This is a genomic window from Streptomyces sp. NPDC058701 (assembly GCF_042715295.1).
Taxonomy (GTDB): Bacteria; Actinomycetota; Actinomycetes; order Streptomycetales; family Streptomycetaceae; genus Streptomyces.
Genome location: NZ_JBHXSY010000003.1, coordinates 254,505 through 269,736 on the forward strand (window position 1 = coordinate 254,505; position 15,232 = coordinate 269,736).

A 15,232-nucleotide genomic window follows, 5' to 3' on the forward strand; every position below is an offset into this window, starting at 1 on the left:
GCGTCAGGGCTCGTTCTCGGTCGGTACGCACAGCACCGGGACCGGCGAGAGGTGCAGCAGCTTGTGCGGGGTGGAGCCCAGCAGGGCGCCCCGGATCGGGCTGTCCCCCCAGCTGCCGACGATGATCACCCGGGCGTCGTGCCGCGCGGCGGCGTCGAGCAGGGCCTGGGCCGGCTTCTCGTCGACCACTTCGACAGCGGACGGCACCCCGGCCGCGTCGGCCGCCTCGACGGCGTGCGCCAGGGCGCTGCGGCCCGCCTGCCGGACGGCTTCGCGGTGGGCGCGGTACTCCTCCCCGGTGGAGCCGGGGGCGGCGGCGCCGAACACGAGGACGAGGGGCTCGCCGAAGGCCGCCGCGACCTCCAGAGCGACCCTCAGGGCCCGTTCCGCACCGGGCGACTCGTCGTACCCCAGAACGACGGACATCGGGCCTCCTCAGGACTTCTTCGCGTGGACGAGTTCCGGGTCGGCCACGCTGCGCCGCTCCTGCCAGAACCTGCCGTCCCGTACCCGCCAGAAGCACATGACGAGCACGCCGACGACGGCGATCGCGATGCCGATGACCAGGGGCGGGCCGAGCCCGAACCAGGAGACGCCGCCGGCGGAGTTCTCGGGGTCCGACATGTCGCCGATCGATTCCACGAGCAACCACGCCAGCAGGCCGGCCCCGACCACCGGGCCGAGGCCGATGAGCACGAAGTTGTGCACGTTCTCCAGGAGGTGGCGTCGGTAGTAGATGGCGCAGGCCAGCCCGGTGAGCGCGTAGTAGAACGCGATGAGCAGGGAGAGCGCGGTCAGCGAGTCCAGCAGCGCGTTCTCGCTGATCTGGTTGACGACGAGGTACCAGCCGATCGCGATGCCGGCCACCCACCACGTGCTGACGTCGGGGGTCCGGAACCGCGGGTGGATGTGCGCGAGCCGCGGCGGCAGCGCGTGCCGGCGGGCCATCGACAGTGCCGTCCGGGAGGCCGGGATGATCGTGGTCTGCGTCGAGGCGAGCGCGGAGGTGCAGACGGCGAGGAGCACCACCCAGTCCCAGCCGCCCATGACCTCGTGGGCGAGGACCGCGAAGACGGCCTCCTCCTCGGAGGCGTTCTCGGCGAGGAAGACGGTTCCGGCGTACGCGACGACGGCGAAGCCCACCGACAGGTAGGTCACCAGCAGCACCACGGTCGACCAGATCCCGGCCTTGCCGGGGGCGGTGGCGGAGTTCTCGACCTCCTCGGTGAGGTTGACCGCGGATTCCCAGCCCCAGTAGATGAACACCCCGAGCAGCAGTCCGCCGGTGAGCGCGGCGCCGCCGGCCCCGAAGGGGTTGAGCCAGGCCGCGGACGGCTTGATCGAGTCGAGGGTGCTGGTGTCGGCGTAGACCCGGTACAGGGCCACGACGGCGAAGACCAGGAGGAAGAAGACCTGGGCGAGGATCAGCACGTTCTGCAGCTTGGCGGACATCTCGGTGCCGATGACGCAGATGGCGGTCATCACCAGGATCACCAGGACGGTGAGGCCCTGGCGGACGAGCGCGTTGTCGGCCCAGCCGTCGAGCCCCGCGGCGAGCAGGCCGAAGTGGACGGCCACGTCGGCGAGCGAGCCGATGACGAGGACGCCGGTCATCGCGATGGCCCAGCCGCCGAGCCACCCCGCCCAGGGCCCCATGGCCCGGGTGACCCACGAGAACGTGGTCCCGCAGTCCTGGTCGACCTTGTTGAGGTAGTAGAAGGCGGCGGCGATCAGCAGCATCGGGACGAAGGACGCGAGCATCACCCCGGGGGCGTAGATCCCGACCAGGGCCACGATCGGGCCGATCACCGCTGCCAGGGAGTACGCGGGCGAAGTGGAGTTCAGGCCGATGACGAGCGCGTCGAGGAAACCGATCGCGTTGGCCTTCAGCCCCGCTTCCGGGATTCCGGTCTCCGGTCCGCCGCCACCGCCCGCACCGTCGTCGTGGGCCATGTACGCATCGTCGCCCCGGGCCCCCGTCCGCGCGAGGCGAGCGGCCGGTAACAGGGCCGGCCGGGTCGGAGCCGGACGGACCGGCGCCGGGAAGGGCTCAGGGGTGGGTGTTCCAGCCGGCGATCACCGGGAGCCCGTGCTCGGTGGACAGCACGCTGACCGTGCCGGTGCGGAGCAGGAACAGCCGGCCCTCCTCGGGCCCGAGCCCCAGGTAGCGGGCGGTGAGGACGCGCAGGAAGTGCCCGTGGGCCACCACGACGGCGTCCCCGGCGTCCGCGCGGAGCACGGGTGCGATCCGGGCCAGGACGTGGTCCGCTCGGGCGCCCACCTGGGCGGCGCTCTCCCCGGGGTGCTCGGCGTCGCCGGGGGGCACCCCGTCGGTCCACAGCGACCAGTCGGGGACGGTACGCCGGATCTCGGCGGTGGTGACGCCCTCGTAGCCGCCGTAGTCCCACTCGTACAGGTCCGGGTCGGTGACCCCGCCGGTGAGGCCCGCGAGCTGCGCGGTGGCCACCGCCCGGCGCAGCGGGCTGGTCAGCACCAGTGCCGGGTGCCGGTCGCGGAAGTAGGGGGCCAGCGAGATGGCCTCCTCGACGCCGCGCGCGGTCAGCGGCACGTCGGTGCGTCCGGTGTGCCGCCCGTTGGCGCTCCACGCCGTTTCGCCGTGCCTCACCAGCAGCAGATCGCTCATCCCCCGGACCCTACGCCCCGCGGCCCGCGCGATGCCCCGCGGCCCCCCGGCATGTCGGCGCGGGACGATCCCGGGAGGTGTGCCGCCGCCGGGCGTCACGGAGGTCGAGCGGGGTGCTCCTGGCTGTTCGGGCCGTGCACGGATCCGGCCCGGAATCGATGCGAAAACGCTGCGAGTTTGCCGGACGGGGCGTGCTCGCGAGGCTCGTGCCATGGACGACGAGGAACGCGAGGAACGCGTCACCGCCGGCTTCACGGCGGGCGACGAGGGCTGCATGGAGGAGGTCTACCGCCGCTGGCGGCCGCTGGTGCACTCCCTGGCCCGCCGCTCACTGGGCGACGAGCGGGAGGCCGAGGACGTGACCCAGCAGGTGTTCCTGGCCGCGTGGCGCGGCCGGCACGGCTACCGGCCGGGGCCCGGCGGACTCGGGGCGTGGCTCACCGGCATCACCCGGCACAAGGTGGCCGACGCCCTGGAGGCACGGACCCGGCGCGCCCGCGCCGCCGCCGCGGCCGCGCGCGCCTTCCCGTCCCTGGTCCCGCGGCCCGGCGGTCACGCCTGGCCGGAGCCCGAGCCGGAGCGCGTGGTGGACCGGGTGCTCGTGCTGGGGGAACTGTCCCGGCTGCCCTCGGCGCAGCAGCGGGTGCTGCGCCTGGCCTTCTACGGAGACCTCACCCAGACCCAGATCGCGGCCCGCACCGGGCTGCCGCTGGGCACCGTCAAGAGCCATATGCGGCGGGCGCTCCACGTCCTGCGCCGGTCGCTGGAGGCGCCCCCGCTGCCAGTGCCGTGATGACGTCGACCCCCGAGCGCAGCCCGAACAGCCGCTCGGCGCGCGGGTCCTGCGACCCCGAGGCCCATCCCGGTCCGGCGAGCAGCAGGGCCGAGTGCCCGCGGGCGCCGCGCAGGCCCCACTCGATCCCGGCCACGGAGCGGACCAGGGCCCGGTCGGCGGTCATCCGGGACTGGGACCACAGCACGACGGCGCGGGGGCCGGTGCGCCGTACCGCCTCGTGCAGCGCGTCGGCGGGCAGCGCGGGCCCGAACATCCGTACCGGCAGGCCCCGCTCGCCGAGGGCCGCGGCCAGCGCCTCCATCGGCAGGCTGTGCAGCTCGCCGGGCACGCACGCGAGCAGCACCGGCGGGGTGTGCGGCCTGCCGGGCGCGGTCCGGATCCGGCGCAGCGCCGAGGAGACGTACCAGGACAGCAGGTGCTCCACCTCCACGTAGCGCTCCCCGGCCGAGGCCCACTTGCGGCCCACCGCGTGCAGCGTCGGCGCGATGACCTCCTCCCAGGCGGTGACCAGGCCGTGCTCCGCGACGGCGGCGTCCAGCAGTTCCTCCACGGCCGGCGCGTCCAGGCGTACGGCGGCCCGCGCGAGCCCCCGGCATTCCGGGCGGACCTCGCCGAGGGGCAGCGCGTTGGGCCCGCCGGGGGCGCGGCCCGCCTCCTCCCGCAGGACGGGGGCGTCGGGGGCGGCGCCCCGGGCGGCCCGCGCCGCCTCGGCGGGGGGCACGCCCTGCGCGGTGAGCCGGCACATCAGCTCCAGCCGGGCGATGTCCTGGGCGGTCCAGCGGCGGTGGCGGCCGTCCTCGCGGCGGGCGGGGCCGATGGCGTACCGGCGCTCCCAGGAGCGCAGCGTGGTGGGCGACACCCCCAGGCGCCGGGCGACGGCTCCGGTGCTCAGCGCGGCGGCGGGGAGGTCCTGCGGCGGTGTGGTCGGCGGCACGGGCTGCACCCGCTCACGATACGTCCGGCGCGGGGCCGGACGTCCGGGTGCGGAGCCCGCGGGCCGGGCGGCGGCGGGAGGGGCGCGGGGCGGGGTGGCGGGGCACGGGGCGGTGCGCCGGAACGGCGGCCCTCATCCGGTCCCCCGGCCGTTGCGGAAGCGGTCGAGGCCGTCGGCGAGCTCCACCACCGGGTCCGGGTAGTCGTACCGGGCGCGCTCCGGGACGGACAGCCGCCAGGGTTCGTGGACGCGCGGCGCCGACAGGCCGGCGAGCTCCGGTACCCAGCGGTGCACGTAGCGGCCCTCGGGGTCGTAGCGCAGGCCCTGGCGGACCGGGTTGAGGACGCGGTTGGGCCGGGTGTCGGTGCCCGTCCCGGCGACCCACTGCCAGTTGAGCTGGTTGTTGGCGAGGTCCCCGTCCACGAGCAGGTCCATGAAGTGGCGCGCGCCGACCCGCCAGTCGACGTACAGGGTCTTGGTGAGGAAGCTCGCGGCGAGCAGCCGGCCGCGGTTGTGCATCCAGCCCTCGTGGCGCAACTGGCGCATCGCCGCGTCGACCACGGGGTAGCCGGTGCGTCCCTCCTTCCAGGCCTCGGTCTCCTCCTCCGCGGCGCGGTCCGCGCGCCAGTGGTCCCGGCGGTCGCGGTAGTCCTCGGCGGCGGCCGCGGGGCGGGCGGCGAGCACCTGATGGTGGAAGTCGCGCCAGCACAGCTGCCGTACGAAGGCGTCGCCGCCGGGACCGCCGGCGGCGCGGGCGCGCTGCACGGCCTCGGTGGGCGAGAGGGTGCCGAAGTGGAGGTGCGGGGAGAGCCGGGAGGTGGCGTCGCCCGCGAGGTCGTCGTGGACGTCCTCGTAGCGCGTGATGCCGGAGCGCAGCCAGTGCGACAGCAGCCGGCGGGCCTCCGTCTCGCCGCCGCGGGCTAGGCCCGGGGAGGCGCCGGTGACGGCGCTGCGCTCGGGCAGCGGCTCGGAGCCGATGCCGTCGGGCACGCTCAGTGCGCGCGGGGCGCTGGCCACGGGCCGCGGCGGCAGGTCGGCCCAGCGGCGGAAGTACGGGGTGAAGACGGCGAAGTGGTCGGAGCCTGCGGGGGTGATGGCCCCGGGGGCGACGGTGGTCACCACCATGTCGTGCACGTACAGCCGCCGTCCCTCGGCTTCGAGGGCGGCGCGCAGGCGTTCCTCGCGGGCATGGGCGTAGGCGCTGACCCCGGCGGACATGTGGACCTCGTCGGCGTCGGCCTCCCGGACCAGGGCGGCGGTCTCCTCGACGGCGTTCCCGGAGCGGACGACGAGCCGGCCGCCGCGCTCGCGCAGGCCGGCGTCGAGGTCGGCGAGGCAGTCGGCGAGGAACGCCCGCCGGTTGGGCGAGGCGAAGCCGGGGGCGGCCTCGACGGCGCGGTCGCGGACGAACAGCGGGACGACCCGGTCGCAGGAGGAGAGGGCCGCCCGCAGCGGCGGATGGTCGTGCAGGCGCAGGTCGGAGGTGTACAGGACCACCGCGACGTTCATGGGCTCTCGCTCCGCGTCAGGACTGTCAGGAGGGTCAGGTTCGTGGGGGACGGCTGTCGACCGGTACTTCGGTGACGGGGCCCCCCTTGGATGCGCCGTCGCCCTCGGCGCCGTCGAGGCGTTCGGCGGCGCGGGCGATGTTGCGGGCCATGCCGCCGAAGACGACGGCGTGGAAGGGCGACACGCTCCACCAGTACAGGTGTCCGAGCAGCCCGTGCGGGTGGAACAGCGCCCGCTGCCGGTACCGCGTCCGGGCCGTCCCCGAGCCCGTGGCCGGGGCCGTCCCGGAGCCGGTGGCCGCGCCGGGCTCGTCCTGGCAGGGGTCCGCGTACATCTCCAGCCAGGCGAGTCCCGGCAGGCGCATCTCGGCGCGCAGGCGCAGCAGGCGGCCCGGTTCGATCTCCTCCACCCGCCAGAAGTCGAGGGAGTCCCCCACCCGCAGGTGGACCGCGTCCCGCCGGCCGCGGCGGATGCCGACCCCGCCCGCGAGGCGGTCCAGCCAGCCCCGCACGGACCATGCCAGCGGGAAGGAGTACCAGCCGTTCTCGCCGCCGATGCCCTCCACCACCCGCCACAGCGCCTCGGGCGAGGCCCCGACGTCCCGCTCCCGCTCGTCCTTGTAGAGGCTCCCGCCCGCCCAGTCGGGATCGGTCGGCAGCGGGTCGCTGGGCGCGCCCGGGACGGAGGCGGAGGACCAGCGGGTGTCCACCTTGGCCTCCCGCACCCGGCGCAGGGCCAGTGCGAGCGCCTGGTCGAAGCCGATGGGGGCGTCCGGCGGATCGGGCACGTACCGCGCGATGTCGTGTTCGGAGCAGATCACCTCGTGGCGCAGGGACTCGGCGAGCGGCCGCGCCAGCGCCCGCGGAACCGGGGTGACCAGGCCGATCCAGTGGCTGGAGAGTCGGGGGGTGAGCATGGGCACCCGCAGGATGAGCCGTCTGGGGAGCTCCGCCACCACGGCGTACCGGCGCATCATCTCCTCGTACGTGAGCACGTCCGGGCCACCGACGTCGAAGGCCCGGTCGACCTCGGGCGGCATGGTGGCGCTGCCGACGAGGTAGCGCAGGACGTCGCGGACGGCGATGGGCTGGCAGCGGGTGCCGACCCAGCTGGGGGTGACCATGACCGGCAGCCGCTCGGTGAGGTAGCGCAGCATCTCGAAGGAGGCCGAGCCGGAGCCGATGATGACGGCGGCGCGCAGGACGGTGGCGGGGACGGCGCCCGCGAGGAGGATCTCGCCGACCTCGGAGCGGGAGCGCAGGTGCGGGGAGAGTTCCCGGACCGGGATGCCGGAGGGCGTGAGGCCGCCGAGGTAGACGATGCGGCGGACCCCGGCCGCGGCGGCCTGCTCGGCGAAGATCCGGGCGGCGTCCCGGTCGCGGCCCTCGAAGCCGGATCCGCCGCCGAGTGCGTGGACCAGGTAGTACGCCACGTCGATGCCCTCCAGGGCGGCCGCGACCGATCCCGCGTCGGTGGCGTCGCCCCTCACCACCTCGGCGCGGTCGGCCCAGGGGTGGTCGCGCAGCTTCGCCGGGGTGCGGGCGAGGCAGCGCACCCGGTGTCCGGCGTCGAGGAGTTCGGGCACCAGTCGGCCGCCGATGTAGCCGGTGGCCCCGGTGACCAGACAATGCAGGCCCGTCATGGCTCTCTCCGCTCCTTGTCGTCCCGTACGGGTTTCCGCTGGTCCGGCCCGTCCGGATGCGCCGTTCCCCCGATCGGCGCATCCGGATGACGTGTCCTGGCCGAAAGCCGATGCAGTTACCCCTGACACTCCCACCGCGGCGCCGCGAGCGCCGCACCACCAGAGCCACCAGGACCACCGCGCCACCCGAAGCACCACCAGAACACAGACGCCCCTCGGAACCGGGAGTGCCATGCACCCGTCCCCGCGGATCACCCGCCTGGTGATTCCGTTCCTCCTGCTGATCGGCTGGCTGGCCGTCGGCGGGCTGCTCGGCCCCTACGCCGGCAAGCTCGGCGAGGTCGCCACCAACGACCAGGCGGCCTTCCTCCCGCGCAGCGCGGAGTCCACCCGGGTGGTGGAGGCCCAGCGCGCCCTGCGGCAGACCGAGTCGCTTCCCGCCGTCGTGGTGTGGACCGTCCCGGAGGGGCAGCGGGTGACCGACGGTCAGCGGGAGGCCGCGACCGCCGCCCTCGCCTCGCTCGGCGGCCGCGAGGGCACGGCCGGACCGGCCTCGCCGGCCCTGCCGTCGCAGGACGGCCGGGCGCTGCAGGGCGTGGTACCGCTGCGGCCCGACCTCGGGGACGCGCTGGCGGACGTGCTGGACGAGGTACGGGAGGCGGCCGAGACCGTGCCCGGGGCCACCGCGCTGCTCGCGGGACCGGCGGCCACCCAGGTGGACCTGGGCGACGCGTTCGCCGGGATCGACGGGCTGCTGGTGGGGGTGGCGCTGACCACCGTCCTGGTCATCCTGCTCGGGGTCTACCGCAGCGTGCTGCTGCCGCTGGTGGTCGTCTTCGCGGCGGTACTCGCCCTCGGGCTGGCCTGCGCGATCGTGTACGCGCTGGCCGACCGGGGCCTCGTACGGGTCGACGGCCAGGTGCAGGGCATCCTGTCGATCCTGGTCATCGGCGCCGCGACGGACTACGCGCTGCTGCTGACGGCCCGCTTCCGCGAGGAACTGGCCGAGCGGCCCGACCGGTTCGACGCGATGCGGGCCGCCTGGCGGCGCACGCTCGGCCCGGTCACGGCCAGCGCGGCCACGGTCGCCCTCGGGCTGCTGGCGCTCCTGCTCAGCGACCTCACCAACAACCGGGCGCTGGGCCCGGTGGGCGCGATCGGGATCGGCTGCGCGGTCCTGGCCGCCCTGACCTTCCTGCCCGCCGTCCTGGTCCTGCTGGGACGGGCCGCGTACTGGCCGGCCCGCCCGAAGTCCGCGGCGGACGGGGGCCACCGGCTGTGGGCCCGGGTCGCGGCGCTGGTGGACCGGGCGCCGCGGCGGGTCTGGGCGCTGACCCTGGCCGGGCTGCTGGCCTGCGCCGCCTTCTCCCCGATGCTGCACTCGAAGGGCGTGCCGCTCGACGAGATCTTCGTGAACGACGCCCCCTCCGTGTCCGCGCAGGCCGCGCTCGGCGCCCACTTCCCGGGAGGCGCGGGCAATCCGGCCGTGGTGATCGCGGACGCGGACCGCTCCGCCGAGGTCGTCGCCGCCGCCCGGGCCGTCCCGGGCGTGGCGAGTGCGGCCCAGTCCGGCGGGCCCGGTCCGGGCGGGCGGGTCCGCATCGACGCCGTCCTGTCGGACGCGGCCGACAGCGACGCGGCGAAGGAGTCGGTGGCCGGACTGCGGACGGCCGTGCATGCGGTCCCCGGCGCCGACGCGCTCGTCGGCGGCTACACGGCCCAGCAGTACGACACCCAGCAAACCGCCGCCCGGGACCGGGTGCTGATCGTGCCGGTGGTGCTGGCGATCATCCTGGTGATCCTGGCGGTGCTGCTCCGGTCCCTGGTGATGCCGCTGCTGCTGGTGGCCACGGTGGCACTGAACTTCCTCGCCACGCTGGGCGTCAGCGCCCTCGTCTTCGGCGGGGTGTTCGGGTTCACCGGCACGGACTCCTCCGTCCCGCTCTACGGGTTCGTCTTCCTGGTCGCCCTGGGCGTCGACTACAACATCTTCCTGATGTCCCGGGTCCGCGAGGAGACCGCGGCGCACGGCCACCGGGAGGGCGTCCTGCGCGGCCTGACGTCCACCGGCGGGGTGATCACCTCCGCCGGGGTCGTGCTCGCGGCGACCTTCGCGGCCCTCGGGGTCATCCCGCTCGCCTTCCTGGTGCAGATCGCCTTCATCGTGGCGTTCGGCGTCCTGCTGGACACGCTGGTGGTCCGCTCGCTGCTGGTTCCGGCGCTCGTCCTGGACCTCGGCCCGAAATCGTGGTGGCCCGGTTCGCCCGGCGACACATCCGGGACCCCCTTCGGCTCCGAAGTACCGCTGAAGGAAGGAAAGCGATGACCGAACGAGAAGGACCGCGGCCGCGCACGGCCGTGGTCGGCGGGGGCGTTTCGGGGCTCACGGCGGCATACGTGCTGGCCCGGAGCCACGAGGTCACCCTGTACGAGGCCGACGACCGGCTGGGCGGACACGCCCACACCCACGAACTGAAGGGCCGCGACGGGCGGATACGGGCGGTGGACTCCGGCTTCATCGTCCACAACGACCGCACGTACCCGCAGCTGCTGCGGCTCTTCGGCGAGTTGGGCGTCACCACCCGGCCGACGACGATGAGCCTGTCGGTGCACTGCGAGGGCTGCGGCCTGGAGTACGCGGGCGCCCGCGGGCCCCGGGGCCTGTTCGCCCGGCCGCGCAGCGCCCTGCGGCCCGCGTACCTGCGGATGCTGGCGCAGGTCCCGGTGTTCCACCGGCAGGCCCGGCGGCTGCTGGCCGCGCCGGAGACCACCCGCGAGATAACCCTCGGCACGTTCCTGGAGCGCTGCGGCTTCGGGCCCTACTTCACGGCGCACTTCGCGATCCCGCTGGTGGCCTCGGTGTGGTCCTGCCCGGCGGACACCGCGCTGCGCTACCCCGCCAGGTACCTGTTCCGCTTCCTCGACCACCACGGGATGCTCGCGGTGGGCGGCTCGCCGAGCTGGCGCACGGTCACGGGCGGCTCCCGGCAGTACGTGGAGCGGCTCCGGGAGCGCCTGGACACGGTGTACTCCGCGACCCCGGTACGGGCGCTGGCGCGCACCCCGGAGGGCGTGCGCGTCACCACCGCCGGCGGCGCCGAGGCGCTGTACGACTCGGTGGTCGTCGCCGTCCACGCCGACCAGGCACTGGCGCTGTTGACCGACCCGACGGACGCCGAACGGGCCGCGCTCGGCGCGTTCCGCTACTCCCGCAACCGGACGGTCCTGCACACCGACGACTCGGTGCTGCCGCGCGCGGGCGGGGCCCGGGCCTGCTGGAACTACCGGCTGTCGGGCTGCGGTCCGGACGAGGCACGGGTCCGGGTCAGCTACGACATGAACCGCCTCCAGGGGCTGGACTCGCCGGAGCCCTACGTCGTCACCCTGAACGCGGGCGCCGGCGCGGTGCGCCCGGACCGGGTCCTGGCGGAGATGGAGTACGAACACCCCGTGTACACGCCGGAGTCGGTGGCCGCCCAGCGGCTGCTGCCCGCCCTGTCCGGGCCGGTGACGGCCTTCGCCGGGGCCTACCACGGGTGGGGGTTCCACGAGGACGGCTGCCGTTCGGGCGTGAAGGCCGCGGCCGCGCTGGGGGTGGTGTGGTGAAGCCCGCTCTGTACGAGGCCGACATCCGGCACGTCCGCGCCGGCGGACCCGCGTACGCGCTGCGGCACCGCACCTATCTGTGGCTGGTGGACCTCGACGAACTGCCCCGGCTGCCCGGGCCGCTGCGGACCCTGGCCCGCTTCGACCCGCGGGACCACTTCGGCGGCGGCCGGCCCACGATCCGGGCGGGCCTGGACGGCTTCCTCGCGTCCCGGGGCGTGCCGCTGCCGCCCGGGAGCCGGGTGCGGATGCTCGCGCACGCCCGGGTCTTCGGGTACGTCTTCAACCCGCTCACCGTGTACTGGTGCCACGGCCCGGACGGGGCCCTGCGCCAGGTGGTGGCCGAGGTGCACAACACGTACGGCGGGCGCCATTGCTACCTGCTCGGCCCGGAGGCCGCCGAGGCCGAGGGCAGCGTGCCCAAGGAGTTCTACGTCTCCCCCTTCCTCGACGTGGACGGCGCCTACCGGATGCGGCTGCCCGCGCCGGAGGGCCGCCTCGCGCTGAGCGTCCAGCTCGCCGGCGGGGCCGACGGCGCCCGGCTGACGGCCACCGTCCGCGGTGTGCGCCGGCCCGCCGGCGCCCGCGGCGTCCTGCGGGCCGCCCTGCGCCACCCCTGGTCCACCGCCGCCGTGGCGGTGGGCATCCGTTTCCACGGCATCCGGCTGTGGCTGCGCGGCGTGCCGGTGCGGCCGCGCCCCCGACCCGTACCCCAGGAGGGTGTGAAGTGAGCGCGACGACGACTCTTCCCTTGGTGCCGCCGTGCTCCCGGACCCGGGCGGCGGTCGGCCGCCTGATCATCCGCCGGGCCCTGGACCGGCTGCCGCTCCAGGTCCGGATGGGGCCCGACGGGACCCTGGGCCGGGGCGGTCCCGCCATGGCCGTGCACGACCCCGTGGCCTTCGAGCGGCGGATCGCGGCCGAGGGCCTGATCGGCTTCGGCGAGTCCTACGTGGCCGGCGAGTGGGACGCCCGGGACCCGGTGGCGGTGCTGACGGTGCTGGCCGGGCACGTCGCGGCCCTGGTGCCGGCGCCGCTCCAGCGGTTGCGCGGACTGTGGGCGGCCCGGCACCCGGTGACCGACCGCAACACCCCGGACGGTTCCCGCAGCAACATCGAGCGGCACTACGACCTGTCCAACGAGCTGTTCGCCGAGTTCCTCGACCCGACGATGACGTACTCCTCGGCGGTGTTCCGCGCCCTGCCGGCCCGTCAGGCGGACCTCGCCGCGGCGCAGCACCGGAAGATCGACATGCTGCTGGACCTGGCCGCCGTCGGCCCGGACACCCGGCTGCTGGAGATCGGCACCGGCTGGGGGGAGCTGGCGATCCGGGCCGCCCGGCGGGGCGCGACCGTGGTCACCCTGACCCTGTCGCGTGAGCAGAAGGACCTCGCGGAGCGACGGATCAAGGCCGCCGGGCTGGAGCACCGGGTGGAGGTCCGGCTCTGCGACTACCGCGAGGCGCAGGGCAGTTACGACGCCGTGGTCAGCGTGGAGATGATCGAGGCGGTCGGCGCCGAGTACTGGCCCGTCTACTTCGCCACGCTCGACCGGCTGGTGGCCCCGGGCGGGCGGGTGGCGATCCAGGCGATCACCATGCCGCACGAGCGGATGCTGGCGACCAAGGACACGTACACCTGGATCCACAAGTACATCTTCCCGGGCGGGATGCTGCCGTCGGTCCAGGTGGTGGAGGAGATGGCACGCCGGCACACCGGGCTGCGGGTGGCCCGCTGCGAGGGGTACGGGGCGCACTACGCGCAGACCCTGAAGCTGTGGCGGGAACGGTTCACCGAGCGGGGCGCCCGCATCGCCGAGCTGGGTTTCGACGAGACCTTCCGGCGGATGTGGACCTTCTACCTGGCGTACTGCGAGGCCGGGTTCGCCTCGGGCTACCTGGACGTGCACCAGATCCTGCTGACGGCCGGGAACGGGGACGGGGAGGGTGACCGGGCGTGAACTGGTCGGGTTTCGGGATCAACCTGGCGGTCGCCGCGGCGGTCGCCCTCGCGGTCATGCTCGCCACCTTCGCGGTCGGCGTGCGCAAGCGGATGCACCGCGTCGTGGACGTGGCGTGGGGCCTCGCCTTCGCCGCGGTGGCCGCGGCGACGTACGGGATGTCCGACGGCGGCGGACGGGCGCTGCTGCTGGCCGTGCTCACGGCGGTCTGGGGGCTGCGGCTGGCCGGGCACATCGCGTGGCGCGGCCGCGGGCACGGCGAGGACCCGCGGTACGACCGGATGCTGGCGAAGGCGCCGGGGAACCGGAACCTGTACGCGCTGCGCATGGTGTACCTCCTCCAGGCGGCCCTGGTGTGGCTGGTGTCGCTGCCGGTGCAGGCGGGGTCGTACGCGACCGGCGGGCTCGGCCCGCTCGCCCTCGTGGGCACGTTGCTGTGGCTGACGGGGCTCGTCTTCGAGGCGGTCGGCGACCACCAGCTGGCCCGGTTCAAGGCCGACCCCGCGCACCGGGGGCGGATCATGGACCGGGGCCTGTGGTCCTGGACCCGGCATCCGAACTACTTCGGCGACTTCTGCGTGTGGTGGGGCATCTACCTGGTCGCCGCCGGTTCGGTGGGGGCGGCGGCGGTGTCGGTGGTGGCTCCGCTGCTCATGTCGTACCTGCTGACCGCGGGCAGCGGCAAGCGCCTGCTGGAGCGGCACATGGCGGACCGCCCGGGGTACGCCGCGTACCGGGAGCGGACGAGCGGCTTCTTCCCGTGGCCGCCGCGCGGCGGCCCGGCGCGCTCCGGCTGACGGGGGGGCGGGCCGGCGGAGGGGCGGGCCGGCTGACGGGGGCGCGGTCGGCGGGGCGGGCCGGCAGGCGGTCCGGAGGCCGGCGCGGTGGGCCGTTGGTACAGTCGCGGCATGGCGGTGGACGAGCTCGACACCAGAATCCTGCGCCTGCTGATCGAGCAGCCGCGCACCAGTGTCCGCGAGTACGCCCGGCTCCTCGGGGTGGCCCGCGGCACCCTCCAGGCCCGGCTGGACCGCCTGGAGCGGACCGGGGTGATCACCGGGACCGGCCCCTCCCTGTCCCCCGCCGCGCTCGGACACCCGGTGCTGGCCTTCGTGCACATCGAGGTCACCCAGGGGCACCTGGACGACGTGGGCGATGCCCTGTCCGCCGTCCCGGAGATCATCGAGGCCTTCTCCATCACCGGCGGCGGGGACCTGCTGACACGCGTCGCGGCCCGGGACAACGCCCACCTGGAGGACGTGATCCAGCGGCTGATCCAGCTGCCCGGCGTGGTCCGCACCCGGACCGAGGTGGCCCTGCGCGAGCGGGTGGCGCACCGGTTGCTGCCGCTGGTCGAGTCCGTGGGCCGGGCCGCTCACAAGACCTGACAGAATGGTCTAGACAGGACACGACCGGCAGGACGGGCACAGCGGATGATTTCCGTCATATTCGATCTCGACGGCACCCTTGTGGACAGCGAGCCGAACTACTACGAGTCCGGGCGCCGCACACTGGCCCGGCACGGGGTGCCCGACTTCACGTGGGAGCAGCACGCCCGCTTCATCGGCATCGGAACCCTGGAGACGCTGGACATCCTCAGGGACCGGTACGCCATCGCGGCGCCGGTCGAGGAGCTGCTCGCCGAACAGAACGCCGTCTACCTGGAGCTGGCCCGCACCGGGACCGAGGTCTTCCCCGAGATGCGCGCGTTCGTCGAGCGGCTGCACGCGTCCGGCGTGCCGATGGCGGTGGCCTCCGGCTCCTCCCTGGAGGCGATCGGCGCCGTGCTCACCGGCACCGGCCTGGACGCGCTGCTGACCACGGTGGTCTCCGCGGAGGAGGTCGCCCACGGCAAGCCGGCGCCCGACGTGTTCCTGGAGGCGGCCCGCCGGCTCGGCGCCGAACCGGCCGACTGCGTGGTCGTCGAGGACGCGGCGCCGGGCGCGCTGGCCGCGCGGGCGGCCGGAATGGCGTGCGTGGCCGTCCCGTACGTGGCGGAGACCGCGCACGACCCGGCGTTCGCCGGCGCGGGTCTGCTCTTCCCGGGCGGGCAGCGGGAGTTCAGCGCGCAGGCCGCCCACGACTGGCTGACGGCCCGCCGGACCGCCTGAACGGCGTCCGGCGGGGCGGCCGGTTCACCG

Annotated in this window: 14 protein-coding genes; 8 read left to right on the forward strand and 6 right to left on the reverse strand. The window is 74.9% G+C overall.

Going from position 1 to position 15,232, the window contains the following annotated elements:
• Nucleotides 1-3 precede the first annotated feature (3 nt).
• From ACFWW8_RS04610 to ACFWW8_RS04620, 3 genes are all read right to left on the reverse strand, one after another.
• Nucleotides 4-426, reverse strand: coding sequence for a universal stress protein (locus ACFWW8_RS04610; protein ID WP_386523541.1), 423 nt, complete (start codon nucleotides 424-426; stop codon nucleotides 4-6).
• Between the two features lie 9 nt (nucleotides 427-435).
• Nucleotides 436-1,953: an APC family permease gene (locus ACFWW8_RS04615; protein ID WP_386523543.1), complete on the reverse strand. Its 1,518-nt coding sequence runs from the start codon at nucleotides 1,951-1,953 to the stop codon at nucleotides 436-438.
• Between the two features lie 97 nt (nucleotides 1,954-2,050).
• Nucleotides 2,051-2,644, reverse strand: a complete 594-nt coding sequence (locus tag ACFWW8_RS04620) for a histidine phosphatase family protein (RefSeq protein ID WP_386523545.1) — start codon at nucleotides 2,642-2,644, stop codon at nucleotides 2,051-2,053.
• A gap of 211 nt (nucleotides 2,645-2,855) precedes the next feature.
• Between ACFWW8_RS04620 and ACFWW8_RS04625 the strand changes: the two genes are divergently transcribed.
• Nucleotides 2,856-3,437, forward strand: a complete 582-nt coding sequence (locus ACFWW8_RS04625) for an RNA polymerase sigma factor (protein WP_386523547.1) — start codon at nucleotides 2,856-2,858, stop codon at nucleotides 3,435-3,437.
• Here ACFWW8_RS04625 and ACFWW8_RS04630 read toward each other — a convergent pair.
• The 3 genes from ACFWW8_RS04630 to ACFWW8_RS04640 all read right to left on the reverse strand — a co-directional run bounded on the left by ACFWW8_RS04630 (nucleotide 3,364) and on the right by ACFWW8_RS04640 (nucleotide 7,525).
• The gene (locus ACFWW8_RS04630) at nucleotides 3,364-4,383 is read right to left on the reverse strand and encodes a MerR family transcriptional regulator (protein WP_386523550.1); all 1,020 of its coding nucleotides are present in this window, start codon (nucleotides 4,381-4,383) and stop codon (nucleotides 3,364-3,366) included. The genes ACFWW8_RS04625 and ACFWW8_RS04630 overlap by 74 nt on opposite strands.
• Nucleotides 4,384-4,506: 123 nt before the next feature.
• Complete coding sequence (locus ACFWW8_RS04635) at nucleotides 4,507-5,883, reverse strand: cryptochrome/photolyase family protein (RefSeq protein ID WP_386523552.1); 1,377 nt, start codon at nucleotides 5,881-5,883, stop codon at nucleotides 4,507-4,509.
• Between the two features lie 34 nt (nucleotides 5,884-5,917).
• Nucleotides 5,918-7,525, reverse strand: coding sequence for an SDR family oxidoreductase (locus ACFWW8_RS04640; protein WP_386523555.1), 1,608 nt, complete (start codon nucleotides 7,523-7,525; stop codon nucleotides 5,918-5,920).
• Nucleotides 7,526-7,757: 232 nt separating this feature from the next.
• On the opposite strand from ACFWW8_RS04640, the gene ACFWW8_RS04645 reads away from it, so the two are divergent.
• From ACFWW8_RS04645 to ACFWW8_RS04675, 7 genes are all read left to right on the forward strand, one after another.
• On the forward strand, nucleotides 7,758-9,851 hold the full coding sequence (locus tag ACFWW8_RS04645; protein WP_386523558.1) for an MMPL family transporter: 2,094 nt from the start codon (nucleotides 7,758-7,760) through the stop codon (nucleotides 9,849-9,851).
• Complete coding sequence (locus tag ACFWW8_RS04650; protein ID WP_386523561.1) at nucleotides 9,848-11,131, forward strand: NAD(P)/FAD-dependent oxidoreductase; 1,284 nt, start codon at nucleotides 9,848-9,850, stop codon at nucleotides 11,129-11,131. Before ACFWW8_RS04645 ends, ACFWW8_RS04650 begins: the two co-directional genes overlap by 4 nt.
• Nucleotides 11,128-11,862 (forward strand): DUF1365 domain-containing protein, encoded by a 735-nt coding sequence (locus ACFWW8_RS04655; protein ID WP_386523563.1) that lies wholly within the window; start codon nucleotides 11,128-11,130, stop codon nucleotides 11,860-11,862. Before ACFWW8_RS04650 ends, ACFWW8_RS04655 begins: the two co-directional genes overlap by 4 nt.
• Nucleotides 11,859-13,091 (forward strand): class I SAM-dependent methyltransferase, encoded by a 1,233-nt coding sequence (locus tag ACFWW8_RS04660; protein ID WP_386523565.1) that lies wholly within the window; start codon nucleotides 11,859-11,861, stop codon nucleotides 13,089-13,091. The genes ACFWW8_RS04655 and ACFWW8_RS04660 overlap by 4 nt, the downstream gene beginning before the upstream one ends.
• The gene (locus ACFWW8_RS04665; protein WP_386523568.1) at nucleotides 13,088-13,888 is read left to right on the forward strand and encodes a DUF1295 domain-containing protein; all 801 of its coding nucleotides are present in this window, start codon (nucleotides 13,088-13,090) and stop codon (nucleotides 13,886-13,888) included. The genes ACFWW8_RS04660 and ACFWW8_RS04665 overlap by 4 nt, the downstream gene beginning before the upstream one ends.
• Before the next feature lie 111 nt (nucleotides 13,889-13,999).
• Nucleotides 14,000-14,479, forward strand: coding sequence for an Lrp/AsnC family transcriptional regulator (locus tag ACFWW8_RS04670; protein WP_386523571.1), 480 nt, complete (start codon nucleotides 14,000-14,002; stop codon nucleotides 14,477-14,479).
• A gap of 45 nt (nucleotides 14,480-14,524) precedes the next feature.
• On the forward strand, nucleotides 14,525-15,202 hold the full coding sequence (locus tag ACFWW8_RS04675) for an HAD family hydrolase (RefSeq protein WP_386523573.1): 678 nt from the start codon (nucleotides 14,525-14,527) through the stop codon (nucleotides 15,200-15,202).
• Nucleotides 15,203-15,232 lie beyond the last annotated feature (30 nt).

Excerpts from the sequence above, each read along its gene's own strand:
- ACFWW8_RS04645 (WP_386523558.1), top strand. The coding sequence starts at position 7,758 with ATGCACCCGTCCCCGCGGATCACCCGCCTGGTGATTCCGTTCCTCCTG.
- ACFWW8_RS04670 (WP_386523571.1), top strand. The coding sequence starts at position 14,000 with ATGGCGGTGGACGAGCTCGACACCAGAATCCTGCGCCTGCTGATCGAG.
- ACFWW8_RS04625 (WP_386523547.1), top strand. The coding sequence starts at position 2,856 with ATGGACGACGAGGAACGCGAGGAACGCGTCACCGCCGGCTTCACGGCG.
- ACFWW8_RS04640 (WP_386523555.1), bottom strand. The coding sequence starts at position 7,525 with ATGACGGGCCTGCATTGTCTGGTCACCGGGGCCACCGGCTACATCGGC.
- ACFWW8_RS04650 (WP_386523561.1), top strand. The coding sequence starts at position 9,848 with ATGACCGAACGAGAAGGACCGCGGCCGCGCACGGCCGTGGTCGGCGGG.
- ACFWW8_RS04620 (WP_386523545.1), bottom strand. The coding sequence starts at position 2,644 with ATGAGCGATCTGCTGCTGGTGAGGCACGGCGAAACGGCGTGGAGCGCC.
- ACFWW8_RS04610 (WP_386523541.1), bottom strand. The coding sequence starts at position 426 with ATGTCCGTCGTTCTGGGGTACGACGAGTCGCCCGGTGCGGAACGGGCC.
- ACFWW8_RS04615 (WP_386523543.1), bottom strand. The coding sequence starts at position 1,953 with ATGGCCCACGACGACGGTGCGGGCGGTGGCGGCGGACCGGAGACCGGA.
- ACFWW8_RS04675 (WP_386523573.1), top strand. The coding sequence starts at position 14,525 with ATGATTTCCGTCATATTCGATCTCGACGGCACCCTTGTGGACAGCGAG.
- ACFWW8_RS04635 (WP_386523552.1), bottom strand. The coding sequence starts at position 5,883 with ATGAACGTCGCGGTGGTCCTGTACACCTCCGACCTGCGCCTGCACGAC.